Origin of the sequence: Streptomyces sp. NPDC057694, from assembly GCF_042799415.1 — a bacterium.
In the GTDB taxonomy this organism is placed as follows: Bacteria; Actinomycetota; Actinomycetes; order Streptomycetales; family Streptomycetaceae; genus Streptomyces.
In genome coordinates this window covers 385538-410152 of record NZ_JBHVIX010000002.1, presented here as the reverse complement: position 1 = coordinate 410152, position 24615 = coordinate 385538, and the positions used below count along the sequence as shown (strand labels likewise).

Below are 24615 nucleotides of genomic sequence, written 5' to 3'. Positions count from 1 at the left end.
GGGGGGTCGGCCGGTTTTCTTCGGGCCGGGTCCACGGGGTCCTCCCCATTTACCTCCATGGTCTCCCCCCCGCCCTCCCCCACCCCCTCCCCCCCCCACCACACGCGCATGCGCACGCCAAGGAACGGTGTTGCCCGCACCGGTGACGGTCATTAAGGTCGCTCGGGTGACTACCGGGTCGGCCATGGGCCACGCACGAGTGAGGCTCCCGGCCCCGCAGTGAGCACGAGGCGGGCCAGAGGCCCGCCCCTCTCCGCGTCTCAGCTCCCGGCGCCCGCACGCGGCGCCCCCTTCCAGCGGATCCCGAGACCGGAGACACATCACTCATGTCCTACGACCAGCAGTACGCGCACGAATCCGCGCTGCCGACAGCCACTGTCCAGCTGAACCACACTGCCGTCTACGCGAGCGACCGGTACCTGTCCGCCGAGTTCCTCGCCGTGGTCCTGGGCTTGGAGGTCGGAGCCCCGTTCGGCCCGTTCCTGCCCGTCGACCTCGGCAACGGCGTCACGCTCGACTACTACGAGAAGAGGGACGAGCCGATCCAGTCGCAGCACTACGCGTTCCTCGTCCCCGACGAGCGGTTCGACGCCGTCATCACCCGGCTGGACGCGGTCGGGGTCACCTACTATGCCGATCCCAGCCACACCGAACCCGGCCGGATCAACCGGCTGTTCGGCGGCCGCGGCGCCTACTTCGACGACCCGGACGGCCACAACATGGAGGTCATGACGCGGCCTTACGCGCGCCCGTAGAGCGGGGCGCAGCTGTCATCAAGGGGATTCCGTCACGGGCGCAGGACCGGGAATCGGGCCTTGTCCCAGAGAGGACGGATCGCGGCGGACCCGCCGTCGGCGGAGGTGTCGTCGGTGCGCCAAATGTGCGCGCCGGCCTCGGAGTTGGTGAGGGGCTGCCAGCCCGGGTCTCCGGTCGCCGCGAAATCGGCCCAGGCGCGCACCATGCGGTGCGCCAGCGCGTCGTCGGCGGGTGTGGGCGCGCCGCCGATGAGGAACGCGAGGGACTCGGTGTGGACGTTGCCGAAGGCGAAGGGGATGTCCGCGCAGTGCCAGGCCCGTACGGCCTCGTCCGGACCGGCGCGTCGGCGGTCGAACCGGGACAGGAACGTCCGGCCGCCGGCTTGGGCGTGGACCTCGGCCAGCCGGTTGCTGTACTCGCCGAAGAGCAGATCACTGAAGACGGCGAGATAGAGGTCGAGCACCGGGGCGTCGGGCAGCGCGGCGCGATAGCCGGCCACCAGGCCGTCGGGCAGGCCGAAGTCCGCGGCGAAGAGCGCCAGTTGTTCGACGGTGGTGACCTTCGCGCTGCTGCCGACGGCGTCGAGCAGCCAGTACTCCTCGGTGGTGTGACACACCAGCAGGTCCACGTCCCGTGAGGCGCCGGAGGCCATCCCGGTCAGGGGGTCGGTGGGCAGGACGTCGCCGTCGAGGACGGGAGCGTAGAGCGAGGGGTCGTAGTGGCGGGATCCGGAGGCGGGGTCCTGCCGGTAGGCGTCGACCACCTGGTCCGAGGCGAGCACCAGTGCCTGCGGAGTCGCCGAGGTGAGGCCCTCTGGTGTGGCGGGGCAGCGAGCCGCCGCGGCGATCTCGCGGGTGGTTTCCGCGGCGATCCCCGGCGTGTAGCAGGGGCTGGCGGGGCTGTGCGCGATGGCGCGGTGAAACAGGCCGCGGGCGCGGTCCATCACCATCAGGCAGGCAACCGAAGCGGCGCCGGAGGACTGGCCGGCGACGGTGACACTGCCCGGGTCGCCACCGAAGGCGGCGATGTTCTCACGCACCCAGCGAAGGGCCGCGACTTGGTCGAGCAGAGCACGGTTGTCCGGGTGGGCGGACCCTTCGGCGGCCGGGATGTGGCCGAAGCCCTCGAAGCCGAGCCGGTAGTTGAGGGTGACCACGACCAGACCGGCCCGGGCCAGCGCGGTGCCGTCGAAGTCGGGCTGCGCCGAGGACCCGAAGGTGTAGGCGCCGCCATGGATCCAGACCAGGACGGGCAGGGAGCCGCCCTCCGCGGCCGGCGTCCATATGTTGAGGGTGAGGATGTCCTCGTCGCCGGGCGACCACGCGGGGGAGCCGGGCAGTTGTGCCGACTGCGGGGCGACCGGACCGAATGCCATGCAGTCACGCACTCCGTTCCACGCCGCCGCCGGGGACGGCTCCCGGAACCGGCCGGCGCCGAACGGAGGAGCGGCGTAGGGGATGCCGAGGACGGCCACGACGTCGGCAGCGGCCCGGAAACCTCGGACCGGACCGTTCTTCGTCCTGAAGGTCTCCATCGGAAGACCGCCTCTCGTCGCGCGTCGGCCCCGGGAAGGGCGGGGCTTCAGCCTTGCAGTGGCCGGCATCCCCTGACCAACACCTAGATCACCGCGATTGACGCACCGGTGATGTCAATCCCGGCCTACCAGCGCACCGGCAGCTCCCGCAGGCCACGCATGAGGCTGGCGCGCCACGTGGGCGCACCGTCCCCGTCGAAGGCCAGACCGGGGAAGCGGTCCAGCAGGATGCGCAGGGCCAGGGTCGCCTCCAGGCGGGCCAGCGGGGCGCCCAGGCAGTGGTGCAGACCGTGCCCGAACGCCAGGTGGGCGCGGGTCGTTGCCGGGTCGCGGCGGATGTCGAACCGTTCGGGGGCGGGGAAACGCGCGGGGTCGCGGTTCGCGGCGGCGATGGAGAGCACGACCCGCGCACCCGCCGGTATGCGGGCGCCCCCGAGGTCCATCGCCTCGGCGGCGTAGCGGTAAGTACCCGCCGGCGCCGGGGACTCGAAGCGGAGCGTCTCCTCCACGGCCCCCTCCAGCAGGTCCGGTTCGGCGCGCAGGGCGGCGAGCTGTTCGGGATGGTCGAGCAGCAGGTGGACCGCATTGGCGATGAGGTTGACGGTGGTCTCGTGCCCCGCGACGAGCAGCAGGAAGGCCATCCCGAGCAGTTCCTCGGGCGTCAGCCCGTCGGCGCCGTCGCTGTCGTGGGCGCGGACGAGAGCGTGCAGCAGGTCGCTCTCCGCCGCGTTCCGCTGCTGTCGCTTCTGGTCCGCCAGCCCCGCGAGGTAGGCGCCCATCTCCTGCGATGCCTTGACGGACTGCTCGGGATCGTCGAGGGCCACGACCTGCGTGGACCACACTCGAAAGGCGGCCCGGTCCGCCTCCGGCACACCCAGTAGCTCGCAGATGATGGTGAGCGGCAGCGGATACGCGTACGCGGCCACGAGGTCGGTACGGCCGTCGGCGGCCACGGCGTCCAGGAGCGCGGTTGCCGCCTCCTGGACGCGGGGGCGCAGCGCCTGGACGCGGCGGGCGGTGAACTCGCGGGCCACCAGGGTCCGCAGGCGGGTGTGGTCGGGCGGATCGACCTGGAGCATGTTGCGGCCCACGGCGTACAGCCCGTCGTCCTCGAAGTCGGCGGAGTGCCGCACGTCGTTGCGCAGCCGGGGATCGGCGAACGCGGCCCGCACTTCCGCGTGCCCCACCACCATCCACGACTCGTCCCCGGTCGGAAAACGCACGTGGTGGACGGGCCCGCGTGCCCGCAGCGCGGTGAGGGCCGAGTAGGGGTCCACGGCGAAGTCGTCGGTGAGATCGGCGAGTTGAACGGTGGGGTGCTGCGCAGGCATGGCGACTCCCGAACGAAAGTGGGGAACTCTCCCCGTTTGCGTGTCGGGAGTGACCGTAACACGTAGTGGGGATACCTCCCCGTTTTGAGTCGGTGGCCGACACTCCCTCTCGGCTCGCGTGGTCGGTGAGGTTCGAACGCGGCAGTGGCCAGGGGGAGTTGCCGGTGCGCGGGCGCGGAGGGGCCCGTGTCACGGGTGCGGCTCTTGACCCTCACGTGGCGTCAGGGCGCATGGTCGGTGCTGTGGAGGACTACTGGACCGTGGGGCGCGTGGCCGGACTGGCCGACGTGAGCGTGCGCACGTTGCATCACTATGACCAGATCGGGCTCGTTCGGCCGTCGGCGCGGACCCCGGCCGGGTACCGCGCCTACTCGGCGGGCGACGTGGAGCGGCTGCGGGAGGTACTGGCCTATCGGCGACTGGGCTTCGGGCTGCGGGAGGTCGCGGAACTGGTGGGCGATCCGTCCACCGACGCGATCGCGCACCTGCACCGGCTGCGCGGCCTGCTGCTGGAGCGGCGCGACCGCGCTGCCGCCATGGCGGCAGCCATCGACAGAGAACTAGAGGCACGCGCGAAGGGAGTACGGGTGACACCGCAGGAACAACTGCAGATGCTCGGCGCACGTCTGTACGACGAGATCGGCGGCGCCTACACCGCGACACGGCGTACCGACCCGCGGATCGCCGCCCAGATCTGGGACGCGCTCGGTGACGCGCGGACGGTGCTCAACGTCGGGGCCGGCACCGGCTCCTACGAACCCCGTGACCGCGACGTGACCGCGCTGGAGCCGTCGGCCGTCATGCGCGAGCAGCGGCCTGCCGACGCGGCGCCGTGCGTGGCCGCCGCCGCCGAGAGCCTGCCGTTCGAGGACCGGTCCTTCGATGTCGCGATGGCCGTCTCGACCGTGCACCACTGGGGAGACCCGATGGCGGGGCTGCGCGAGATGCGGCGCGTGGCCCGCCGCGTCGTGGTGCTCACGTTCGACACCGACGAGCCCGGATGGCAGGACCGGTTCTGGCTCACCCGCGACTACCTGCCCGAGTTCGCCGGCGTCCTCGCGGAGTTTCCCTCGCTTGCCGGGATGGCCGACGCGATCGACGCCCGCGCCGAGCCGGTGCCCGTCCCGTGGGACTGCACCGACGGCCTGTTCGAGGCGTACTGGCGTCGGCCGGAGGCGTACCTGGAGGAGCCCGTGCGCCGTGCGATGTCTGTGTGGACGAGGGTCGGCTCGGAGGCCGAGCGGCGGGCGGTACGCAGCCTCGACGACGACCTCGACTCCGGCCGGTGGGCCGAACTCAACGGAGACCTCGTCGACCTCGACGCGGCAGATCTCGGACTCCGGCTGCTGGTGACGTGACCCGCGTCGCGGGCCCGAACGCTTGGGGCCTTGATGTGCGCCCGGGTCGCCGGTCCGCCGTACGACGCGTTGCGCGGACGCCGATCGGACCGGCAGGGCCGGGTGCCGCCTTCCCGCATGGCGGCCCCTCACCACCCCTGATATCCAGAACGCATCAGACACCTCGAGCCGCGGCCGGGCACCGCCCGGCGGGCCCGGTGGTGCGACCGCTCGGTGGCGCTCGACGGTTGACGGAACAACCAAGGGAAGCGAGATGACGGTCCCCGAATCGGCCGAAGGCGTGCTGGGCGAATTTCTCGCCGACCCACGCAATCTGCCGCTCGATCTGGCGACGGCCGCCGCACGCGCCTCCCGGGCGCTGGGGCTGCGCGGCGCCGTGGTCTACATCGCGGACCTCCAGCAGCGCCGTCTGACACCGCTGAACGCGACGGCCTCCCAGCTGACCATCGACGACTCGCTCGCCGGCTGGAGCTACCGCACCCAGTCACTGCGCGTCGAAGAGGACGAGGACGACGGGGGGCTCGTCGCGTGGCTGCCGCTGGTCGACGGATCCGAGCGGCTCGGCGTCCTCGCGGTCAGAGCGCCGTCCCTCGACCCCGGCGTCCTGCGTCGCGGCAGAGCCCTGGCGGCGCTGCTCGCGATGATGGTGACGTCGAAGCGCACGTACAAGGACAGCTTCGTGCGCCGCTCCCGTACGGAGCCCATGGAACTGCCCGCCGAACTGCTGCGGGCCTATCTCCCGCCCCGCACGATCGGCACGACACACACCGTCTCCACCGCGGTGCTCGAACCGGCGTACCAGGTCGGGGGCGACGCCTACGACCACGCTCTGTCGGAGAACACCCTGCACGCCGGAATCGTGGACGCCGTGGGCCACAACCTCGCCTCGGGACTGACCGCGGTGGTGTCGCTCGCCGCGTGCCGCAACGCGCGGCGTACCGGTGCCGATCTGCCCGATCTGGCCGCGGCCGTCGACGACGCACTGATGGAGTGGATGCCCGACCAGTTCTGCACCGCGGTGCTCGCACGGGTCGACCTGTCCACCGGCCTCATGCGCTGGGTGAACTGCGGACATCCGCCACCACTGCTCATCCGCGACCAGAACCTCGTCGTCGGTGCGCTGGAGCGCCCGGCACAGCCGCCGATGGGGTACGCCTCGCAGTTCGTGACCGGCCCGCGGGAGGTCCACGAGTTCGCCCTGAGGCCGGGCGACCGGGTCCTCATGTACACCGACGGCGTCACCGAGGCCCGCACCGCCGACGGCAACGAGCTCGGGCTCGACCGCTTCGCCGACCACGTCATCCGTGCCACGGCCGCCGGGGAACTCGCGCCCGAAACGCTGCGCCGTCTCATCCACTCCCTGCTCGACGCCCAGGACCACCGCCTGCGGGACGACGCCACGATCCTGTTGTTCGAATGGCGTCCTGTGACGTCCTGACGACCGGATCCACAGTGCCCAGCCGAAAGGGGACCAAAGTCCCGATATGCCGTAGAGGCGTGCGGGCACACCGAACAACAGCAAGGTCCCGGGTAGCCGCTATGCGAGGTTTGCCACCGATATGCAGGGGGACTCCGGAGTGGCAGGCGGAATCGCTCCCTCCGGGGCCGGTCCCGTCCCTCGGGCGCCCATCAGTCATCGTTCTTGTTCTGGAGTTTTCATGTCGGAGCAACGCAAGAGCCAGTTCGCGACCGTCAATCCGTACACCGGGGAGACCGTCGAAGAGTTTTCCGCCATGGAAGGAAAGGACGTCGACGCCGTCCTGGAGACGGCGGACCGGGCGGCACAGGCGTGGCGGAAGCGGCCGATCGCGGAACGTGCCGCCGTCGTCGCACGCGCCGCCGAGCTGATGCGGGAGCGCAAGGAACAGCTTGCCCAGACCATCACCCTGGAAATGGGAAAGCTCATCTCGGAGGCGCGCGGAGAGGTCGACCTCGCCGCGTCGATCCTCGACTACTACGCGGAGAACGGTCCCGAGTTCGCCGCCGCCGAGCCCCTGAAGGTGGGGGAGGGCGAGGCATACCTCCTCAGCGAGCCGCTCGGCGTGCTGCTGGGTGTCATGCCCTGGAACTTCCCGCTGTACCAGGTCGTGCGCTTCGCCGGACCGAACCTGGTGCTCGGCAACACGGTCCTGGTGAAACACGCCGGAATCTGTCCGCGCTCCGCGCTGGCCCTGGAGAAGCTCTTCCGGGACGCCGAAGCACCCGACGGCGTCTATGTGAACCTCTTCGTGGGCCATGACGAGATCCAGCGCATCATCGACAGCCCGGTCGTCCGCGGCGTCTCGCTGACCGGCAGCGAGGGAGCGGGCGCCAAGGTCGCCGAACGGGCCGGCCGGAACATGAAGCCGAGCCTGCTCGAACTCGGTGGCAGCGATGTCTTCATCGTCCTCGACCGGGAGAACCTCGACCGCACGATCGGCGCCGCTGTCGCCGGCCGCATGGCGAACACCGGCCAGAGCTGCGTGGCCTCCAAGCGGTTCATCGTGCTGGACGACGTCTACGACGACTTCGTGGAGGGCATGCGCCGCAAGTTCGCGTCGCTGGAGCCGGGCGACCCCGCGGACGAGTCGACCACCGTGGGCCCGCTCTCCTCCGAGCAGGCGGCCGCCGATCTCGCCGACCAGATCCGCGAGACCGTCGAGCAGGGCGCCGAACTGGTCATCGGCGGGCACCGGATCGACCGCCCGGGAGCCTTCGTCGAACCGACGATCCTCACCGGCGTCGAGCCGGGCATGCGCGCCTACGCCGAGGAACTCTTCGGCCCGGCCGCGGTGATCTACCGCGTCGCGGACGAGGACGAGGCCATCGCGCTCGCCAACGACAGCCAGTACGGCCTCGGCGGATCCGTCTTCTGCGCCGACCCGGAGCGGGGCCGACGCGTCGCGGAGCGTGTGGAGACCGGCATGGTCTGGGTGAACCACCCGACCTCGACCCAGCCCGACCTGCCCTTCGGCGGCATCAAGCGCTCGGGTTACGGGCGTGAACTGTCCGCACTGGGTATGCGCGAATTCGTGAACCGCAAACTCGTCCGGGTCCTGCCGCCCGACGCCCCACTGCGCGGCATCGCAGGCTGAGGACACCGTCGCAGCACCCCGCCGGGCCGACCGACTCGGGCCCCAGCATCCAACGTCAGGAGAGCACAGCGTGAGCACCGTCCCCACCATCACCCTCAACAACGCCGTCGAGATCCCGCAACTGGGCTTCGGCACCTTCCAGATCCCGCCGGAGGAGACCCGCGGGACGACGTCGGCCGCGCTGGAAGCCGGCTACCGGCACATCGACACGGCGCAGATGTACGGCAACGAGAAGGAGGTCGGGCAGGCCGTCCGCGACTCCGGACTCGACCGTGCCGACATCTTCGTGACCAGCAAGCTGAACAACGACGCGCACGCGCCCGACGACGCCCTGCGCGCCTTCGACGTCACCATGGAGAAGCTCGGCCTGGACCACCTCGACCTCTTCCTCATCCACTGGCCGGTGCCGGACAAGGGTGACTTCACGCAGACCTGGAAGGCCCTGGAGGAGATCTACCGCGACGGCCGGGCCAAGGCGATCGGCGTGTCCAACTTCCAGCCCCACCATCTGCGCCGCCTCCTGGAGAACTCCGAGGTCGTCCCCGCGGTCAACCAGATCGAGGTGCACCCCTACCTCACCCAGGACGACGTCAGGGCCTTCGGAGCCGAGCACGAGATCGCCACGGAGGCGTGGTCGCCCATCGCGAAGGGCAAGGTGCTGGAGGACCCGACCATCGGCCGCATCGCGGACCGCGTGGGCAAGACTCCGGCGCAGGTCACCCTGCGGTGGCACCTCCAGCGCGGGGACATCGTCTTCCCCAAGTCGTCGACACCGAAGCGCATCGAGGAGAACTTCGACCTCTTCGACTTCGAGCTCAGCGAGGGCGACATGGGGGAGATCTCCGCCCTCAACCGCGACGAGCGCACCGGCCCCGACCCCGACCGCTTCACGGGCTGAGCAGCGGCTTCAGCCGTATTACGCTGCCGAGGTGACGAACCCCTCCGACCCCGGCCGGCCCCGCCCCGCGAATCAGGGGCGCCGGGTCGCCGCCCGCAACCGGGCCGCCCTCATCGCCGCCGCCCGCGAGGTCTTCGCCGAGCAGGGGCTCAACGCTCCGCTGTCCGCGGTGGCCCGCCGTGCCGGGGTCGGCCAGGGCAGTCTCTACCGGCACTTCGCCGACCGGATGGCGCTGGCCTCGGCCGTCCTCGGGGAGAACGTCCGGCAGATCGAGCAGGCCGCGATCGAGCCGGGCGCGACGCTGAAGAGCGTCCTCGGCGTGGTCACCTGGCACGTGACCCGGTCGACCGCGTTCGTCGACCTCCTGCGGGTGCGCGGCGACGACGGGCAGGGTCGCGAGCTGTCCGAGCGCGTCCGTACCGTCCTGGCCGGCTGCCTGGCCGACCGGAACGAACTGACCGTGGACGATCTCATGCTCGCGGTGGCGATGGTCTCCGGGGCCGTCGCGGGCCCCCTCGAGCAGCGCGAGCGCCAGGCCCTGGCGGCCTGGCGACTCCTCGGCATCGAGGTGGGTCCGCTGCGGCCCGTGGAGACGGACATCGAGGTGTGACGCTCAGCCGCCGTTCGACAGGCGGATGCCCTCCGCGAGCGCCGAGAACTTGTACACGTATCCCCCCGAGGAACCGCTGACCGTCATGTAGGCGTCCGTGCCGCCCGGGGTGATCGCGACATTGGTGGCCGACTGAAGTCCCTTCGCCGCCCTGGCCGGAACTTCGACCGTGCCCAGACGCTCCCCGTACTTGCTGAAGACGGCCATGGCGGGCCGGCCGTGCAGCGCCTGGTAGAGGTTGCCGTCGGCGTCCACGGCGATCGAGTCGGTCTGGGCCACTCCGCCGTCGACATGGATCGCCTCGTGGCGGGACGTCACGGTCGTCCTGTCGGCGTCGAGCAGCAGGTACGAGATCGTGTCCCGCGCGAGCTCGCTGATCCACAGACCACGCTGCTCGGGATCGAACATGACCCCGTTGGGGTGGGCGAGCCCGTCGGCCAGCACCGTGGCCTTCTCGCCGTCGCGGTCGATCCGCACGATCCGGCCCTCCGCCTTGCCCGTCTCCATGCCGTGCAGATCACTGACGTACAGGTTGCCGTCGTCGTCGAAGGCGATGTCGTCGGGGTTCATGGGGGAACCGTCGACCTCGCCCGGGAAGAACGTGCGCCGGTCCGAGCCGTCGCGGGCGAGACTGACGACGGCCCCCGTCTGATACTCGGTCAGATACACGCGGTCGTCGTACGGGCTGATCTGCGCGGAGGTGTACGCGCCGGTCTTGTCGGTGTAGACGCCCTTGTGCTTGCCCGTTCGCACGTCGACGGAGATGAGTTTGGGTTCGCCGGGCGGTGCGGTGACGTCCGTGACGTACAGCTCGTCGTCCTCGACGAGGACCGGGCCTTCGAGGAGCGTCATGCCGGTGGCCTCGTGCACGTCGGTGACGTGGGAGACCTGGGTGGCCCTGATGGTGCGGCCCTCGCCGGCCGTCACGGGCTTCGCGGCCGGGTCGGCGGTCGTCTCGGTGCCGCAGCCGACCAGCACCAGCAGGCCGACGGCGGCGAGGCCGGCCAGAGCGCCGCGGGATGCGCGGTACACGGTCATGGAGGTCGTGGTCGTGGTCGTGATCGTGGAGTTCGGTGTCGTGGGGGTCGTGGTCATGGGGTCGTGCTCCTTCCTGGCGTCCGGGATTCCGGACGTGGGGGTGTGCAGGGAGGTGCTCCGGGCCGACGGGCTGGGCCGCGGCCCGGTGACGGTCGCCTCAGGCGGCCGACCAGCCGCCGTCGGACGGCAGGATCGCGCCGTTGAGGTTCACGGCGTCCTTGCTGAGCAGGAACGTGATGGACGCGGCCAGTTGCTCGGCCGTCGCGAGGCCGGGGATCGCCACCCGCATCTTCGCGGTGCGGTGCGAACCGTACGGAGCCGCGGCGGGCACCTGGATACCGGTGGCGACCGCTCCCGGTGCGACGGCGTTGACCTGGACGCCCGTGCCCGCGTACTGGTAGGCGGACGACTTGGTCAGGCCGAGCAGGGCGTGCTTCGAGGTCGTGTAGGCGGCACCGGCGGCCGAGCCGCGCAGCGCGGCCTCGGACACGATGTTGACGATGCGTCCGCCGCCCGCCGCGAGCATGCCGGGTACGACGGCGCGCATCAGGCGCATCGGACCGTCGACGTTGATGCGCATGACACGGTCCCAGATCGCGTCGTCGACCTCGTGGACGGCGGCGTCGTCGTCCATCACGCCCGCGACGTTGGCCAACGCGTCGACGCGGCCGCCCGCCGCGGCCAGGACGGCGTCGGCGGAGGCGTGTTCGGTGATGTCCGCGGTGACGGGCACGACGGCGTCGCCCAGTCGGGCGGCCAGGCTCGCGAGTCCGTCGGCGGAGACGTCGACGGCGACCACGCGCCCGCCTTCGCGCACGATACGGGCGGCCACGGCCCGCCCGATGCCGGACGCCGCTCCGGTGACGACGACGGTCTGGCCGCCGAAACGGCCGGCTGTCACCTGCTCGCTCCACGGCTCGGGGGTCCCGATCTCGACGCCCAGGTCGGGTTCCGCCGCCGGAGCGGCGGAGGCCGGGGGAGCGGTGGGCAGGCCCTCGGGGACCTCACCGGTCTCGGCAGCGGTGACCAGGGCATCCACCAGCTCCGGCGGGAACTTGTCCCCGGCCATCTGCACGAGCTGCTCCAACGGGAGGGCGAGGGCCGGGGCGAGGGCCTGCTCGCTCTGGCCCTGGGAGGCCAGCATGCCGCGCAGGACCTGTCCAGCGGCGGGGTCCGCCAGCCAGTCGCGCAGCGGGGACGCGGGGGTGAGGTTCGACATCGCGGGCCTTTCGTGACGTGACGCTCGGGCGGGCCCGCGTGGCGCAAAGCCCACCCCTACCGGACAGCCTTGTCCGGTTGTTGGGTTACGGTACCGGTGCCCGTGCGGAAGGCCCAGCCAGGGCCCGCACCGCACAGTGCAGGCTCCCTGTCCCCCACGAGAGGAATCCGCCGCATGACCCCGCCCCAGCGACACGACGCGCCCCCCACCCCGCAGGAGACGGCAGACCTGCGGGAGCGCTACCGGATCGAGCGCGAGCGGCGCGTACGCCCCGAGGGGACACGCCAATACCGGTCCACCACCGCCGAGTTCGGCTACTTCGCCAAGGACCCGCACGCGGAGCCCGCCCGGCGCGAGCCACTGCGCGACGCGGTGGACGTCGTGGTCGTCGGCGGAGGGTTCGGCGGAATCCTGGCCGGAGCCCGGATGCGTCAGCAGGGCGTGGCGAAGGTGCGTGTCGTCGAGCAGGGCGGCGACTTCGGAGGCGCCTGGTACTGGAACCGCTACCCCGGCATCCACTGCGACATCGAGTCCCACGTCTACCTGCCGATGCTCGACGAGACCGGCTACGTACCGGAGTGGAAGTACGCGCCGGGCGAGGAGATCCGGCAGCACGCGATGCGCATCGCCGAGCAGTTCGACCTCTACGAAGACGCCCTGTTCTCCACCACCGTCACCTCCCTCACCTGGGACGAGAGCGCCCACCAGTGGGTGGTCGGCACCGACAGGGGCGACGACTTCCGCGCCACCTACGTCGTCACCGCCACCGGCACCCTCTCCGAGCCCAAACTGCCCGGCATCCCCGGCGTCGAGGACTACAAGGGGCACACCTTTCACACCTCACGCTGGGACTACGGCTACACCGGCGGCGGTCCCGACGGCGGCATGACCGGCCTTGCCGGCAAGCGCGTCGGCGTCGTCGGCACGGGCGCGACCGGCGTGCAGGCCATCCCGATGCTGGCCGAGGACGCCGGGCATCTCTACGTCTTCCAGCGCACCCCGTCCGCCGTGGACGTGCGCGGTCAGCGACGCGTGACGCCACGAGAAGTCGGCGCCGACCGTCCGGGCTGGGCGGCCGAGCGGCGCGAGAACTTCCTGCGCATCGTGTCCGGCGAGGACGCCGAACAGGACCTCGTCACCGACCGCTGGACGGAGTCGGCAGACCTGCTCGAAAAGCTCCTGCCCAGCTTCCGCCGCGGCAACGAACCGGACTTCGAGGCCACCTACGAGTCCGCGGACCACGCCACGATGAACGGGATACGGGCCCGCGTGGCCGCCGAGGTGACCGATCCGGACACCGCAGCGGCCCTCCAGCCCTGGTACCGGTACGCGTGCAAGCGGCCCACGTTCTCCGACAAGTACCTGCCCGCCTTCAACCGGGACAACGTCACCCTCGTCGACACCGCCGACACCCACGGCATCGAGCGGATGACCGCGAACGGCGTCGTCGTGGGCGGCGTCGAGTACGAAGTCGACTGCCTGGTGTTCGCCACCGGATTCTCGGTGGGCGTCTCCGGAGTCACCTCCGGGAAGCTGCCCGTGACCGGCAGCGACGGCATCCGCTTCCTGGACACACTCGCGCAGCGGGGACCGCGTACCCTGCACGGCTTCACCAGCCACGGCTTCCCGAACCTGTTCATGATGGGGCCCCTGCAGAACGCCAGCAGCGTCAACTTCACCCACATCCTGGACGAACAGGCAGTCCACGCCGCCGCGTTGATCGCCGCCGCCGAGAAGCGGAACGCCGTCCTGGAGCCGACTCCCGAGGCGGTCGACGCCTGGCTCGCGGTCTGCGCCCAGGACGCCCCGGACCACGAGTGGTTCCACGCCGAGTGCACCCCCGGCTACTACAACAGGGAAGGCCGGGGCCGGCCGAACGGCCCGAACGCCTACCCCTACGGCGCGGTCGCCTTCCACGACATGCTGCGCCGCTGGCGAGAGCAGGACATCGACGACGTACTGCGGAGCAAGGAGGCGGACGCGGGCTGAGCACGGTGGTGGCCGGCCGGTGCCTTCGGTGGGCGAAAGCCGGACGGGGCCCGATCAGGGTGTGGACGGCCACCCCAGCCACCAGATGAACAGGCCGCTCAGCAGGACGAGCAGAAAGAGGGCCGCGTTGGTGCGGCGGTAGGAGACGAGGAGGGCCACGAACTCGCGGATCATGGCGCTCGGCCAGAAGTACGAGGCGGTGGGGGCGCCCACGACCTGGCCCCGGACGCCGGTGCGGCGCGCGGTGACCGCGGCGCGGAAGACGTGGTAGTTGTTCGTGACGATCACGCAGCGATAGTCCGGATTCGCCTTCTCCATCAGGGCTTTGCTGAACGTCAGGTTCTCGTCCGTGGTCGTCGAGCGGTCCTCGCGCTCGATCAGATCAGCGGGGAAGCCCTCGGCCACGAGATAGTCGGCCATCGCGTGGGACTCCGGCAGCTTCTCGTCGGGGCCCTGCCCTCCGGAGGCGACCAGCACCGGCCGCCGCCCCTTGCGGGAGAGCCGGGCGTGCTCCTTGCGGGCCCGGTCGAGACGGCTGGCCAGTAGCGGCGGCACGGTGGTGCCGCCGATCAGGCCCGAGCCGAGGACCACCACGAAGTCCGCCCGGCGCCGGATGCGCAGACGCGCGTACAGCCCGCCGTAGACGATGAAGCACAGGAACAGGAAGGCGACATACCCGGAGAGCGCCACGGCCGTGGCCGCGGCCACCAGCAGCGTGTGGGTGTGCAGGGCCAGCGCGGTGCCCAGCAGGGCGAGCAGAGCGACCAGCGCGAGACCCGCTCCGAGGGAGAGCAGATTCGCCGGACTCCGGCCCTCCTTGCGGACCATGGTGATCCCGTTGACGATCAGGAACCACGCGAGCGTGATGACGCCCAGCACCGCCAGCATCAGAAGCGCGAGCGCCAGGCTGCGGCCCAACTCCTCTCGCTCGGACGCCAGTTTCAGAAACAGTGCGATCCCGGCGAAGACGACGGAGAGGCCCAGAAGCACGGCATTGCTGACCCGACGGCGGTCCCGCACCACCCCTGCGCAGAACAAGAACAAGCAGACGAGAGACGGGACGAAGGACACCATGCGCACATGCTAGAGGTTCTCGCCGTACTCACTTTCCGCTCGCGGTCGTCGGTCCTTCTCGGCCACGACGGCACCGGCCGAGAGGAGCGTCGCTGCGGCGAGAGGGCCCCAGAGGGCGGCCGGGCCGCGGGAGGCGAGAGCCGTGAGCACCGCCGGAGACACGGCGAGGCCGAAGCCGGTGGAGAGTTGGAGGCGGGCGAGGGCCCTGCCCAGGACGGGGGCCGGGGCGAGGGCGGTGACGAGCGCGGTGGCGCTGCCGGCGTAGACGATCTCGCCGAGGGTGCAGAGCACGGACACGATGGCGACGGCCGGGGCGCTCCAGCCGTGTACCGGTGAACTCACCGCGAGGAAGCCGAGGTAGGACGCGGCGAGGACGACGCCCGCGAGAGCCAGCACGGTCCGCCGCGAGAAGCGGGACAACAGGACGGTGACCGGCACCTGCAAGGTGACCACCAGCACGGTGTTGGCCACGAAGACGGCCGCCGACCACTGCGCGGAGACGTGCAATTGGGTCACCAGGACCAGGGGGAGCGCGATTTCGGGAACGTTGAGGCAGAACGCGTAGACCACGTTGGCGGCCAGCAGCGCGCGCATCCTCGGCGTGGGCCCGACGGCCCTGTCCTCGACCGCGGCGACGGCCGAACGCGCGTGCAGGCGGACCGACCGTGCCAGGGCTGCCGCTACGAGATAGGCGATCCCGGTGACAGCTGCCATTGACCGTAACGCGGTGGTGCCGCCCGCCAGGCAGGCGGCGGCGAGCAGGGCGCCCACGCCCAGGCCCGCGTTGCGCAGAGCGCGGCCCGCCGCGAGGGCGGCGTCGCGTTCGCGGCCGTGGGCGACGGTGGCCACGAGGGCCGCGTGGGCGGCCGGCCATGCCTGGTTGCCGACGCCGAGGAAGAGCGCCGCCGTCGCGAACAGCCATACGTGCCCGGCCGGGGCGGCCAGCAGCAGCGCCACGCCCAGCACCCGTACCAGCATCGACGCCGCCACGACCGAACTGCGTGCGCCCCGGTCCAGCCACCGGCCGACAGCGGGCATGCAGGCCAGACCCGTGACGATGCCGACCGTCATGGCGATGCCGGTGACCGGCGAGGACAGCCTCAGCACCGTCACTCCGTAGAGCAGCAGAAAGGGCCGCAGCAGGCCGGTGCCGAGCGCGTCCACGGCCAGGGCGACGGTGTAGCGAGGGCCTCCGGAGGCGCGGACGAGGGCGCGCGGCCGGAGTTCGGTGATGGTTGCCATGGCGTCAACGGTGCGGAGCGCCGACGGTCCCGCCTCGCCGGTTGACGGACACCGTCAATCGACGCGTCCGCCTGCTGCCCAGCGTCGATGATGAGGGGATGACGCTGAGGATCGACATCGGCGGCCTCCCGGCCGAGCGGCTGCGGTTCGCCGCGTCCCCGCTGGCCGAGCTGACCGCGATGCTGCACGTCCTGGCCGAACCCGGGCATCACCCGCAGTTCGCCGACTGGGCCGGGGACGTCCGGGCCGGACTGCGGCCGGAGCTGGCCGAGCGTCTCAGGGAGGCCGAGTTCCTCTGGCGTTCCTCACGAGCCGACTTCCTGGTCCCCGCACGTCCCCGGCCCACCCTCGCCGAGGAGCTGGACGATGTGGACCGGATCGACGACGAGACCTATGTGACCGCCGCGCTCGTCACCACGTGCGGCAGCAACCGGGTCCACTTCGCCGGGCCGTCGCCGCTCACCGACGCCACGGCGCGCGAGCGGGCCCTGGACCTCGCCCAGGCCCGCGGCGCACTCCAAGAGGCTTTCGCGGAACGGCTGCTCGCAGACCCGGCCGCCGTGCGGGCACGGGTGCGCGCCACCCTCGAACAGTGCGCGGAGGCCTTCTTCGACGCCGCGTGGACGGGCGCCGCCGTTCAACTCGCCACCGACCTGCGCCTGAAGAACGACCTGCTGCGGCGCCAGGGCATCGAGGCGGCACTCGCCTCGGTCTCCGGCGCCGTCACGCTGGCGCCGGACGGCAACCGCATCATCGTGGACAAACTGCAGGACAACGCGACCACTGCCCACGGCGCCGGGGTCACCTTCCTGCCCAGCGTGTTCGGCCGCCCGCACCTGGTGGTGATCCACGCGCCCGGCTGGCAGCCGGTGGTGCAGTACCCCGTGGCCGTGACGAGTCCCTCGGAGCCGGTGTCGCTGGAAACGGTCACGCTGCGGCTGGAAGCACTCGCGCATCCGGTACGGCTGCGGCTGCTCCGCACCCTGGCCCGCGGCCCGCACACCACCGGTGAGCTGGCCCACGCCTGGGAACTCTCGGCCCCGGAGACCTCCCGCCACCTCGCCGTCCTGCGCCGCGCGGGCCTGCTCACGGCCCGGCGGCACGGACGTTACGTCCGCTACACCCTCAATCTGCCCGACCTGACGGCGCTCGGCGCCGACGTGCTGGCGGCCGTGCTGCGCTGAGCAACCGGACGCCCGGCCCCTGCCCTGTCACCCGGCAGTGGGCGGAGCCTCCTCAGCCGACGCCTTCATGTCCTGCACGATCTCGCCGGAGTGTGCGTCCAGGAGCAGGTGCCAGACCGTGCCCTCCTCGTCCTCCACCTCCGTCGCGAAGAGATAGCGACTCGTGCTCTCCTCGTAGCGGCCGAACTCGAGCCCCAGGGCACCCTGGCCGCCAGGGTGCCGTGCTTCGGCGATGTCGAGGAGTTCCCCGGCCGGGAGGACCAGCTCCGACTCCACGATCCGGCGGGCCTCGTCGCTCTCGATCTGCGTCATACCGATCATGCCCCCACGCTACGAGCGCGTCGGCGGCGAGTCGAACCGCGCCGGGACGCCGGTCCCACCGGCCGGGAATGCGGGCCCCGTGAGAGCAGTTACTTCAGGGGCTGTAACAATGCACGCTCACATACCAACCGGTTTACCCTGCATTATTTGAGGAGTCCATGTGACCGCCACGACGCCCGCCTCCCGCGCGGCTCGCCTTCTGTCCCGCCCGATCTCGCTGGGCGGGCTCACCGTCCCGAACCGGATCGTGATGGCGCCGATGACGCGTATGTTCTCCCCGGGCGGCATTCCCGGCGACGACGTGCGCTCCTACTACGCGCGGCGGGCCGCCGCCGGAGTCGGCCTCATCGTCACCGAGGGGACGTACGTCGGTCACGACTCGGCCGGACAGAGCGACCGCGTGCCTCGGTTCCACGGCGAGGAGCAGCTCGCAGGCTGGGCGAAGGTCGCCGAGGACGTGCACGCGGCGGGCGGCACCATCGTGCCGCAGCTGTGGCACATCGGCATGGTGCGCCAGGAGGGCGACGCTCCCTACCCGCAGGCCCCCGCCGTCGGCCCCTCCGGCCTGGTCACCGCGGGCGCCGAGCGCTCGGGCAAGGCGATGACGCAGCAGGACCTGGACGACGTCGTCGCCGCGTTCGCGCAGGCCGCCGCGGACGCCGAGCGCATCGGCTTCGACGGCGTGGAGCTGCACGGCGCCCACGGCTATCTCGTCGACCAGTTCCTGTGGGAGGGCACGAACCGGCGCACCGACGCGTACGGCGGCGACCCGGTGGCCCGGACGAAGTTCGCCGCGGAGATCGTCGCGGCGGTCCGCGAGAAGGTCTCCCCGGACTTCCCGGTCCTGTTCCGCTACTCGCAGTGGAAGCAGCAGGACTACACCGCGCGGCTCGCCGAGACCCCGCAGGAGCTCGAGGCGATCCTGGCCCCGCTCGCGGCGGCCGGCGTCGACGCGTTCCACGCATCCACCCGCCGCTACTGGCTCCCCGAGTTCGACGACTCGGACCTGAACCTGGCCGGCTGGACGAAGAAGCTCACCGGCAAGCAGGTCATCAGCGTCGGTTCGGTCGGCCTCGACGGCGACTTCGTGAACGCCTTCCAGGGGCAGGGCTCACCGGTCAAGACCATCGACAACCTCCTCGACCGCATGGAGGCCGAGGAGTTCGACATGGTCGCGGTCGGCCGCGCGCTGCTGCAGGACCCCGAATGGGCGGCCAAGGTGCTCGCCGACCGCTTCGACGAGCTGAAGCCGTACGACGCCGCCGCCCTGAAGACGCTCAGCTGACCCGGCCCCGGCCGCCCCGCTGACGGGGTGAGCCGTCCGGCGAGGGAGGCCCGCGGTGCGTGTACACGGGCCTCGCGCCTCCCTCGCCGAGTGGCGGGTCATGTCCGCCGGCGGGGTTCGGCCGTCACCCGAGAGCGGCTTCGAGCAGCAGATCGCTCAGCCCCGCCGGCATGGTGATCATGCAGTCGTGCCCGGTCGGCAGTTCCCGTATCCGTGCCGGAGAGCCGTTGGGCTGCGTCGCGGGGACGGGCCGCCGCACGATGCCTTCCGGCTGGGCGTCTACGCAGTGGATGTGCGTACGTGAAATCGCCTGTGCGGCGGGGTTGTCCAGCCGGACCGGTTGCTGAAGGCAGCGCACGGGATGGTCGGAGAGCATCGTGCGCAGCCACGCGACGTCCGCCGCGTCGGTGACTCCGAACAGGCCGAGGGGCGGGGGCATCTCCGGCATCGGCGGGATGCGCCAGCCGTCGCCGGACCGGGCCGCCAGGTCGATCAGGTGCCGGCTCATCGGCTGCACGTCGACGCCGGTCTCACCGTGCTCGGGGACCATCGCGTCGAGGTACACGAGGTGCGCGATCCGCTCCGGTACCTCGTTGGCCACGGACGTGACGACCAGCCCGGCATAGCTGTGGCCCACGAGCACCACGTCGGTCAGGTCCTCCTGGTGGATCAGCTTCAGGACGTCCTCGACGTGTGTGTCGAGCCCCACCTGGGGGCCGAGCAGGTGTGACGTGTCGCCGTAGCCGGTCAGTGAGGGCGCGAGCACGCGGTGTCCGGCCGACTCCAGGAGCGGTACCACCCGCTCCCAGCACCGGCCGCTGTGCCAGGCACCGTGCACCAGAAGAAAAGTAGACATGAGGGGAATCCCCTTCGGAAGTTCGAGGCGCGGGGCATCACGGTTCCCGTTCGTGCCTCGGTACTCTTCAGGAACCACGATCATCGTGCTGCATCCGACGCACTTCGATCAATAAGGCACATTTCGGTGCCCCGGTTCCCTGGAGGTAACCATGAGCGGTACGGCAGCGGGTGGCGCGTCGCGGCAGGAACAGCCGGAGGACCCGTGCCGGGCCCGGGAAGTGCTCGGCATCGTCGGCGACAAATGGTCGCTGCTGATCGTGCGCAATCTCAGCGAAGGACCGCGCCGCTTCACCGAACTCAAGCGCAGCGTCGACGGGATCAGTCAGCGCATGCTCACCGTCACCCTGCGCGGTCTCGAGCGGGACGGGATCCTCACACGAACGGTCCGCAACGTCATGCCGCCACATGTCAGTTACGAGCTCACCCCGATGGGCAGGACCCTGCGCGAGGCCGCCGCACCCCTGCTGGAGTGGAGCCTCGCGCACCTGACACACATCGGAGCCGCCCGCGCCGACTACGACAGCCGCACCGAAACTCCGCCCGCCTGACCCACCCTTTCCGGTGGCGTCAGCCCGCCCCGCCGTCGAGCAGGCGGTTGTGGCGCAGCCGCAGGGCGCGTTCGGTGCTGGCCACCAGCGTGACGAGGACGACGGCGACGTTCATCCACGTCGACAGGTGCACGGGCGAGGTGAACGCCCCGATGCGCTCGGCGATTTCGGGTGGCCGGGTGAGCTTTTCGGCGAACTGACAGACGAGCAGAGCCAGCGCGGCGGCGAGTGCCACCGCCGAGACGAAGCCGATCGCCCGGCTCAGCCCCGGGTGTCTGCGAGCGAGCTTCGCGCGGCGTCCCTCGGCGGAGGCGGGGTCGGGAGTCAACTGCTGCTCGGACCCGTCGGCGGCGACGTAGTGGCAGCGCTTGAGTCCGAAGGCGCTCATCGCCACTTCGATGGTGCCGCCCGGAACGGGGAAGACGGCGGGGAGTCTGCACACGGCATGCTGTCGTCCGTCGAGGTAGAGCTGGGCCTTGACGTTGCCGGAACTCTGGTTCTGGCCGTGCCTGACGTCCACCGCGTAGACCGCGTCCCGCCCGGCGGAGTCCGTCAACCGGAGATGGAACAGGGCCCGGGAAAGCTGCTGCCACCAGCGAAATCGCTTCAATGCGCGCCCGTCGCCCGCCTTGACGCGTTGTGCGGCCCGACGCCGCCGACGTTCCTCGAACATGTTCCTGCTCCTCTCCCGTTCCTGCTTCCGGTCCCGCTCCGGCTACGTACCGGGCTGCTCCGCCGGGCAGGCGAGGTCCTTCATCGGTCGTTTCCCTGTGGTCAGATAGGCCGTCACCGCATCGTTGGCACACGTGTTGGCGGTGGTCGGGTAGACGCCGTGACCGCCCTGATCGGCCGTCACCATGACGGCGCGCTTTCCGAACGCCTGCCGCAGCTCCCCGGCTCCGGACAGCGGTGTGCCCGGGTCCCGCTCGTTCTGCACCATCAGCACGTTCGACGGACCCCGGTCACCGATGCGCACCTGCCGCTCGGTCCGCGCGTCCGGCCAGAAGGCGCACGGCCCGATGTTGGCGGTGGACCCGCCCAGCATCGGATACTTCTGCCGGTCGACCGCGGTGTGGCGCACGTATGCCCCGACGGTCTTCGGCCAGCGGCCGTTGTTGCAGGTCACGTAGTAGCGGGAGGACACCTCGTTGTCCGGGTCCCCGGCCGACGGCGGGCGGGGCGGCAGCGGCCGGTCCGTGTCGAGGGCCTGCCAGGTCCGGGCCAGCAGGGGCAGGTTCGCGTCGAGGTAGAGCTGATCGAACGTGTCCGTGCGGAACCGCGTCCCGTCGACGCCCCGGACCGGCTTCTTCTCCAGCCGCTCCGCCAACTCGTAGTACTTCGCGGTCACTTGAGCCGGTGTGGCGCCCAGGCCGTACGCGGGGTGGGCGGCGGCGAACGCCGCGAAGTCCGGGAACCGCTCCTGCATGCCCCGCGCGAACTGCCGCGTGGAGGTGATGTCGTAGCCCCCGGGGCCGAGATTGCTGTCGAGCACGATCCGGTCGCTGCGGCGGGGGAACAGCGTGGTGTACACCGAACCGAGCGAAGTGCCGTAGGAGCCGCCGAAGTACGAGATCTTCGACTCGCCCAGGGCGGTCCGGATCCGGTCCATGTCGCGCGCGGTGTTCATGGTGGTGGTGTGCGGGAGCATCCACGACGTCTTGGAGGTGGCGCACTGCCGGGCGACGGCCCGTGCGCGAACCGCCTCCTGGGCGACATCGGCCGCGTTGTGCGCGTACGCCGGGCGGCTCTGCTGCTGCTCGGCCGTGAGGTCGCAGGTCACCGGTGTGCTGCGTCCGACGCCGCGCGGGTCGAAGCCGATCAGGTCGTAGGAGTCCTGCACCTTTTGCGGCAGCCCGGCGGCGGCGAGAGCGAAGGGGTAGCCGAGTCCCGAGAGTCCGGGTCCACCCGGGTTCACCAAGAGCACGCCGCGGCGCTTCGAAGGGTTCTTGCTCGCCAGCCGGGAGACCGCGATCCCGATCTGCCGGCCGTCCGGATCCCGGTAGTCCAGGGGCACTTGGAGTGTCGAGCACTCAAGGCGGGTGGTGGCCGTCTCCGAGCACGGGCCCCAGTGCGGGGAGCCGGACGCCGCCCGGGCCGTGTCCGACATCGCCGCCTGCGACGCTCCCGCGACAGCGGTCGACGCCACCACGGCGGCGGCAAGTCCAAGGGACAGGGTCTTCTTCCTGTGCATCTGATGATCCCCTCAGGTGTCAGGTGTCAGGTGTGAGCGGCTCGGTGAACGATTCTGTCCAGCGGGTGTCGCCGGCACATCGGTCCGGCGTCTCGAACCGTCCTCGACCAGGGTCGAGGTGCCGGTACGACCCGGGTCGGGGGAGCGGTAGACCTCGGTCGGCTGCGCGGCCCCGTACGCTCTCGCGACAATGAGGGCATGTACACAGACGTGGCGCCACGGCTCGGAGGGTGGCAGCAGACCTGGCGGCTGGCGGCCGCCGCGGCACTGGGCATCCTGGTATGGCTTGCTGCGGGTGTGCTGATGCCACCCGGACAGGCGGCCAGGACGGGCTCCTGGTACGCCACCGGGGATCCGCTGTTCGCCCTCGGCAGCCTGGCTCTGCTGCTGTGGCGGCGGCGGTTCCCGTTCGCCGTCGCCCTGACGGTCGCGATCGCCTCGGCCGCGTCGGCCCTGGCCACCGGCGCCGCACTGCTGGCACTGACCTCGATCGCCACGCGCCGCCGCCCCGCGGAGACCGGGGCCGTCGTCCTGGCCTACGTGGTCGCGTCCACGCTCGCCGTCCGGCTCTACCCGGTCGACAGCTCGGACAGCCCGACGTGGCTCCACCCGCTGATACCGGCGCTGACCGCGGGCATCGCGGTGGCCGTCGGCGCGGCCGTCGGAGCGCGCCGGGTGGAAGTGCGGTCGCTGCGGGAGCGGGCCGAGAGCGCGGAGCGGGAACAGGCGGCGCGCGCGGCGCAGGTACGGGCCCTGGAGCGCAACCGCATCGCCCGGGAGATGCACGACGTGATGGCGCACCGGATCTCCCTGGTCGTCATGCAGGCCGGAGTCCTCGACCACCGCGCCGACCTCACGCCCGAGGAGAACCGCACGCTGGTCCGTGGCATCGCCGACGGCTCCCGCCAGGCCCTGGAGGAACTGCGGGACGTTCTCGGGGTGCTCCGGGCCGACCCGGACAGCCCCGCGTCGCCGCAGCCCTCCCTCGACCGCATCCCGGAACTCGTCGAAGGCGCCCGTGCGTCGGGACTGGACGTCACGCTCACCAGCACCGTGACAGGCACACCGCCCGATGCCGTCGGACGTACCTGCTACCGCGTCGTCCAGGAGGGACTGACCAACGCCACCAAGCACGCCCCGGGCGCGGACGTGCGCATCACCATCGAGGGAACGGCCGGCGGCGAACTGCGCATCGGCGTCCGCAACTCCCCGGCCGCCGTCGCCCACCCCGTCCTGCTGCCCGCCTCCGGGTTCGGTCTGCTCGGCCTCGACGAGCGTGTCACCCTCGCCGGCGGAGAGCTCGACCACCGCCCGACCTCGGACGACGGCTACGTGCTCACGGCGCAACTACCCTGGCCGCACCACCCCTACGAGAAATGAGCGTGTGTGGACAGCGAGCGGGATCCGGTGCGTGTCGTCATCGTCGACGACGACCGGCTGGTGCGGATGGCGCTGCGCCTGATCATCGACGGTGAACCGGACCTGACGGTCGTCGCGGAGGCGGCCGACGGGGACGACGCGATCGAGATGGTGCAAGAACACGGTCCGGACGTCGTGTTGATGGATGTGCGGATGCCCGGCCGTGACGGGCTCAGCGCGACCAGGGAGATCCTGACCCGGCCGGCGCCGCCGCGGGTGCTCATGCTGACCACGTTCGACTCCGACGACCTGGTACTCGGCGCCCTGCGCGCCGGAGCACTGGGGTTCGTCCTCAAGGACACCCCGCCGCCGCGCATCGCCGACGCGGTACGCACGGTCGCGGACGGCAACCCCGTACTGTCCCCGGAGGCCACCGCGCGGGTGATCGCCGCGGCCACCGGCCCGGGATCGTCCGACGCGCACGCCGCGTCCCGCGAAGCCGCACGCAAGCGCCTGTCCGGGCTGACCGAACGCGAACTCGACACCGCTCGCGCCATCGCGGACGGCCTGGGCAACCCGGAGATCGCCGAGCGCCTCCACATCAGCGTCGCGACCGTCAAGGCACACACCAGCAGCCTGTTCGCCAAGCTGGCGGTGGAGAACCGGGTGCAGATCGCGCTGCTGGTCCGCGACGCCACGTAATCCCCACCACCTGGCAGCGCGAATGTCCTCTCCGTCCCGACGAC

Annotated in this window: 22 protein-coding genes; 12 read left to right on the top strand and 10 right to left on the bottom strand. The window is 71.2% G+C overall.

What is annotated here, in order from left to right; translation table 11 throughout:
* Window positions 1-326 precede the first annotated feature (326 nt).
* On the top strand, window positions 327-755 hold the full coding sequence (locus tag ACFVDP_RS08780; RefSeq protein WP_383485487.1) for a VOC family protein: 429 nt from the start codon (window positions 327-329) through the stop codon (window positions 753-755).
* A 32-nt stretch (window positions 756-787) separates the two neighbouring features.
* Here the strand turns inward: ACFVDP_RS08780 and ACFVDP_RS08775 are convergent, their stop codons facing one another.
* Entirely contained in the window at window positions 788-2290 is a 1503-nt protein-coding gene (locus ACFVDP_RS08775; protein ID WP_383485486.1) for a carboxylesterase/lipase family protein, read from the bottom strand.
* A gap of 125 nt (window positions 2291-2415) precedes the next feature.
* Window positions 2416-3621, bottom strand: coding sequence for a cytochrome P450 (locus ACFVDP_RS08770; RefSeq protein ID WP_383485483.1), 1206 nt, complete (start codon window positions 3619-3621; stop codon window positions 2416-2418).
* Between the two features lie 260 nt (window positions 3622-3881).
* Between ACFVDP_RS08770 and ACFVDP_RS08765 the strand changes: the two genes are divergently transcribed.
* The 5 genes from ACFVDP_RS08765 (at window position 3882) to ACFVDP_RS08745 (ending at window position 9561) form a co-directional block, all read left to right on the top strand.
* The gene (locus ACFVDP_RS08765; protein ID WP_383486056.1) at window positions 3882-4979 is read left to right on the top strand and encodes a methyltransferase domain-containing protein; all 1098 of its coding nucleotides are present in this window, start codon (window positions 3882-3884) and stop codon (window positions 4977-4979) included.
* Between the two features lie 253 nt (window positions 4980-5232).
* Window positions 5233-6417: a PP2C family protein-serine/threonine phosphatase gene (locus ACFVDP_RS08760; protein ID WP_383485480.1), complete on the top strand. Its 1185-nt coding sequence runs from the start codon at window positions 5233-5235 to the stop codon at window positions 6415-6417.
* A gap of 220 nt (window positions 6418-6637) precedes the next feature.
* Window positions 6638-8053: an NAD-dependent succinate-semialdehyde dehydrogenase gene (locus ACFVDP_RS08755; RefSeq protein WP_383485477.1), complete on the top strand. Its 1416-nt coding sequence runs from the start codon at window positions 6638-6640 to the stop codon at window positions 8051-8053.
* Between the two features lie 70 nt (window positions 8054-8123).
* Window positions 8124-8951 carry an aldo/keto reductase gene (locus ACFVDP_RS08750; protein WP_383485474.1) on the top strand — a complete coding sequence of 276 codons (828 nt, stop codon included), beginning with the start codon at window positions 8124-8126 and terminating at the stop codon, window positions 8949-8951.
* Window positions 8952-8982: 31 nt separating this feature from the next.
* Window positions 8983-9561, top strand: coding sequence for a TetR/AcrR family transcriptional regulator (locus ACFVDP_RS08745; RefSeq protein WP_383485471.1), 579 nt, complete (start codon window positions 8983-8985; stop codon window positions 9559-9561).
* Between the two features lie 3 nt (window positions 9562-9564).
* Here ACFVDP_RS08745 and ACFVDP_RS08740 read toward each other — a convergent pair whose 3' ends face one another.
* Window positions 9565-10593 carry an SMP-30/gluconolactonase/LRE family protein gene (locus ACFVDP_RS08740; protein WP_383486053.1) on the bottom strand — a complete coding sequence of 343 codons (1029 nt, stop codon included), beginning with the start codon at window positions 10591-10593 and terminating at the stop codon, window positions 9565-9567.
* A gap of 163 nt (window positions 10594-10756) precedes the next feature.
* Entirely contained in the window at window positions 10757-11818 is a 1062-nt protein-coding gene (locus ACFVDP_RS08735) for an SDR family NAD(P)-dependent oxidoreductase (protein WP_383485468.1), read from the bottom strand.
* Window positions 11819-11992: 174 nt separating this feature from the next.
* Here ACFVDP_RS08735 and ACFVDP_RS08730 point away from each other — a divergent pair, with 174 nt between their 5' ends.
* The gene (locus tag ACFVDP_RS08730; RefSeq protein WP_383485465.1) at window positions 11993-13807 is read left to right on the top strand and encodes a flavin-containing monooxygenase; all 1815 of its coding nucleotides are present in this window, start codon (window positions 11993-11995) and stop codon (window positions 13805-13807) included.
* Between the two features lie 54 nt (window positions 13808-13861).
* Here ACFVDP_RS08730 and ACFVDP_RS08725 read toward each other — a convergent pair whose 3' ends face one another.
* Complete coding sequence (locus ACFVDP_RS08725) at window positions 13862-14881, bottom strand: YdcF family protein (protein ID WP_383485462.1); 1020 nt, start codon at window positions 14879-14881, stop codon at window positions 13862-13864.
* A gap of 9 nt (window positions 14882-14890) precedes the next feature.
* Window positions 14891-16123 carry an MFS transporter gene (locus tag ACFVDP_RS08720; protein ID WP_383485459.1) on the bottom strand — a complete coding sequence of 411 codons (1233 nt, stop codon included), beginning with the start codon at window positions 16121-16123 and terminating at the stop codon, window positions 14891-14893.
* 98 nt (window positions 16124-16221) lie between these two features.
* On the opposite strand from ACFVDP_RS08720, the gene ACFVDP_RS08715 reads away from it, so the two are divergent.
* Window positions 16222-17307, top strand: a complete 1086-nt coding sequence (locus ACFVDP_RS08715) for a DUF5937 family protein (RefSeq protein ID WP_383485456.1) — start codon at window positions 16222-16224, stop codon at window positions 17305-17307.
* A gap of 27 nt (window positions 17308-17334) precedes the next feature.
* Here ACFVDP_RS08715 and ACFVDP_RS08710 read toward each other — a convergent pair whose 3' ends face one another.
* A complete protein-coding gene (locus tag ACFVDP_RS08710) occupies window positions 17335-17628 on the bottom strand; it encodes a PepSY domain-containing protein (protein ID WP_383485453.1) in 294 nt (97 codons plus the stop codon).
* A 160-nt stretch (window positions 17629-17788) separates the two neighbouring features.
* On the opposite strand from ACFVDP_RS08710, the gene ACFVDP_RS08705 reads away from it, so the two are divergent.
* Window positions 17789-18913: an NADH:flavin oxidoreductase gene (locus tag ACFVDP_RS08705; RefSeq protein WP_383485450.1), complete on the top strand. Its 1125-nt coding sequence runs from the start codon at window positions 17789-17791 to the stop codon at window positions 18911-18913.
* Between the two features lie 124 nt (window positions 18914-19037).
* On the opposite strand, the gene ACFVDP_RS08700 is transcribed toward ACFVDP_RS08705, so the two are convergent.
* A complete protein-coding gene (locus ACFVDP_RS08700) occupies window positions 19038-19769 on the bottom strand; it encodes an alpha/beta fold hydrolase (protein ID WP_383485447.1) in 732 nt (243 codons plus the stop codon).
* Window positions 19770-19920: 151 nt separating this feature from the next.
* On the opposite strand from ACFVDP_RS08700, the gene ACFVDP_RS08695 reads away from it, so the two are divergent.
* Window positions 19921-20319, top strand: a complete 399-nt coding sequence (locus ACFVDP_RS08695) for a winged helix-turn-helix transcriptional regulator (protein ID WP_383485444.1) — start codon at window positions 19921-19923, stop codon at window positions 20317-20319.
* 19 nt (window positions 20320-20338) lie between these two features.
* Here the strand turns inward: ACFVDP_RS08695 and ACFVDP_RS08690 are convergent, their stop codons facing one another.
* Together ACFVDP_RS08690 and ACFVDP_RS08685 are read right to left on the bottom strand one after the other, a co-directional pair.
* Window positions 20339-20992, bottom strand: a complete 654-nt coding sequence (locus tag ACFVDP_RS08690; protein ID WP_383485441.1) for a hypothetical protein — start codon at window positions 20990-20992, stop codon at window positions 20339-20341.
* A gap of 42 nt (window positions 20993-21034) precedes the next feature.
* On the bottom strand, window positions 21035-22510 hold the full coding sequence (locus ACFVDP_RS08685; RefSeq protein WP_383485438.1) for an alpha/beta hydrolase: 1476 nt from the start codon (window positions 22508-22510) through the stop codon (window positions 21035-21037).
* Window positions 22511-22708: 198 nt separating this feature from the next.
* Here ACFVDP_RS08685 and ACFVDP_RS08680 point away from each other — a divergent pair, with 198 nt between their 5' ends.
* Both ACFVDP_RS08680 and ACFVDP_RS08675 read left to right on the top strand, forming a co-directional pair.
* A complete protein-coding gene (locus ACFVDP_RS08680) occupies window positions 22709-23890 on the top strand; it encodes a sensor histidine kinase (protein WP_383485435.1) in 1182 nt (393 codons plus the stop codon).
* 6 nt (window positions 23891-23896) lie between these two features.
* Entirely contained in the window at window positions 23897-24571 is a 675-nt protein-coding gene (locus ACFVDP_RS08675) for a response regulator (protein ID WP_383485432.1), read from the top strand.
* Window positions 24572-24615: the final 44 nt, after the last annotated feature.

Bases quoted from the DNA above. Each gene is read 5' to 3' on its own strand.
- ACFVDP_RS08760 (WP_383485480.1), top strand. From the start codon at position 5,233: ATGACGGTCCCCGAATCGGCCGAAGGCGTGCTGGGCGAATTTCTCGCC.
- ACFVDP_RS08700 (WP_383485447.1), bottom strand. From the start codon at position 19,769: ATGTCTACTTTTCTTCTGGTGCACGGTGCCTGGCACAGCGGCCGGTGC.
- ACFVDP_RS08695 (WP_383485444.1), top strand. From the start codon at position 19,921: ATGAGCGGTACGGCAGCGGGTGGCGCGTCGCGGCAGGAACAGCCGGAG.
- ACFVDP_RS08730 (WP_383485465.1), top strand. From the start codon at position 11,993: ATGACCCCGCCCCAGCGACACGACGCGCCCCCCACCCCGCAGGAGACG.
- ACFVDP_RS08780 (WP_383485487.1), top strand. From the start codon at position 327: ATGTCCTACGACCAGCAGTACGCGCACGAATCCGCGCTGCCGACAGCC.
- ACFVDP_RS08680 (WP_383485435.1), top strand. From the start codon at position 22,709: ATGTACACAGACGTGGCGCCACGGCTCGGAGGGTGGCAGCAGACCTGG.
- ACFVDP_RS08685 (WP_383485438.1), bottom strand. From the start codon at position 22,510: ATGCACAGGAAGAAGACCCTGTCCCTTGGACTTGCCGCCGCCGTGGTG.
- ACFVDP_RS08770 (WP_383485483.1), bottom strand. From the start codon at position 3,621: ATGCCTGCGCAGCACCCCACCGTTCAACTCGCCGATCTCACCGACGAC.
- ACFVDP_RS08720 (WP_383485459.1), bottom strand. From the start codon at position 16,123: ATGGCAACCATCACCGAACTCCGGCCGCGCGCCCTCGTCCGCGCCTCC.
- ACFVDP_RS08715 (WP_383485456.1), top strand. From the start codon at position 16,222: ATGACGCTGAGGATCGACATCGGCGGCCTCCCGGCCGAGCGGCTGCGG.
- ACFVDP_RS08755 (WP_383485477.1), top strand. From the start codon at position 6,638: ATGTCGGAGCAACGCAAGAGCCAGTTCGCGACCGTCAATCCGTACACC.
- ACFVDP_RS08735 (WP_383485468.1), bottom strand. From the start codon at position 11,818: ATGTCGAACCTCACCCCCGCGTCCCCGCTGCGCGACTGGCTGGCGGAC.
- ACFVDP_RS08725 (WP_383485462.1), bottom strand. From the start codon at position 14,881: ATGGTGTCCTTCGTCCCGTCTCTCGTCTGCTTGTTCTTGTTCTGCGCA.
- ACFVDP_RS08775 (WP_383485486.1), bottom strand. From the start codon at position 2,290: ATGGAGACCTTCAGGACGAAGAACGGTCCGGTCCGAGGTTTCCGGGCC.
- ACFVDP_RS08690 (WP_383485441.1), bottom strand. From the start codon at position 20,992: ATGTTCGAGGAACGTCGGCGGCGTCGGGCCGCACAACGCGTCAAGGCG.
- ACFVDP_RS08710 (WP_383485453.1), bottom strand. From the start codon at position 17,628: ATGATCGGTATGACGCAGATCGAGAGCGACGAGGCCCGCCGGATCGTG.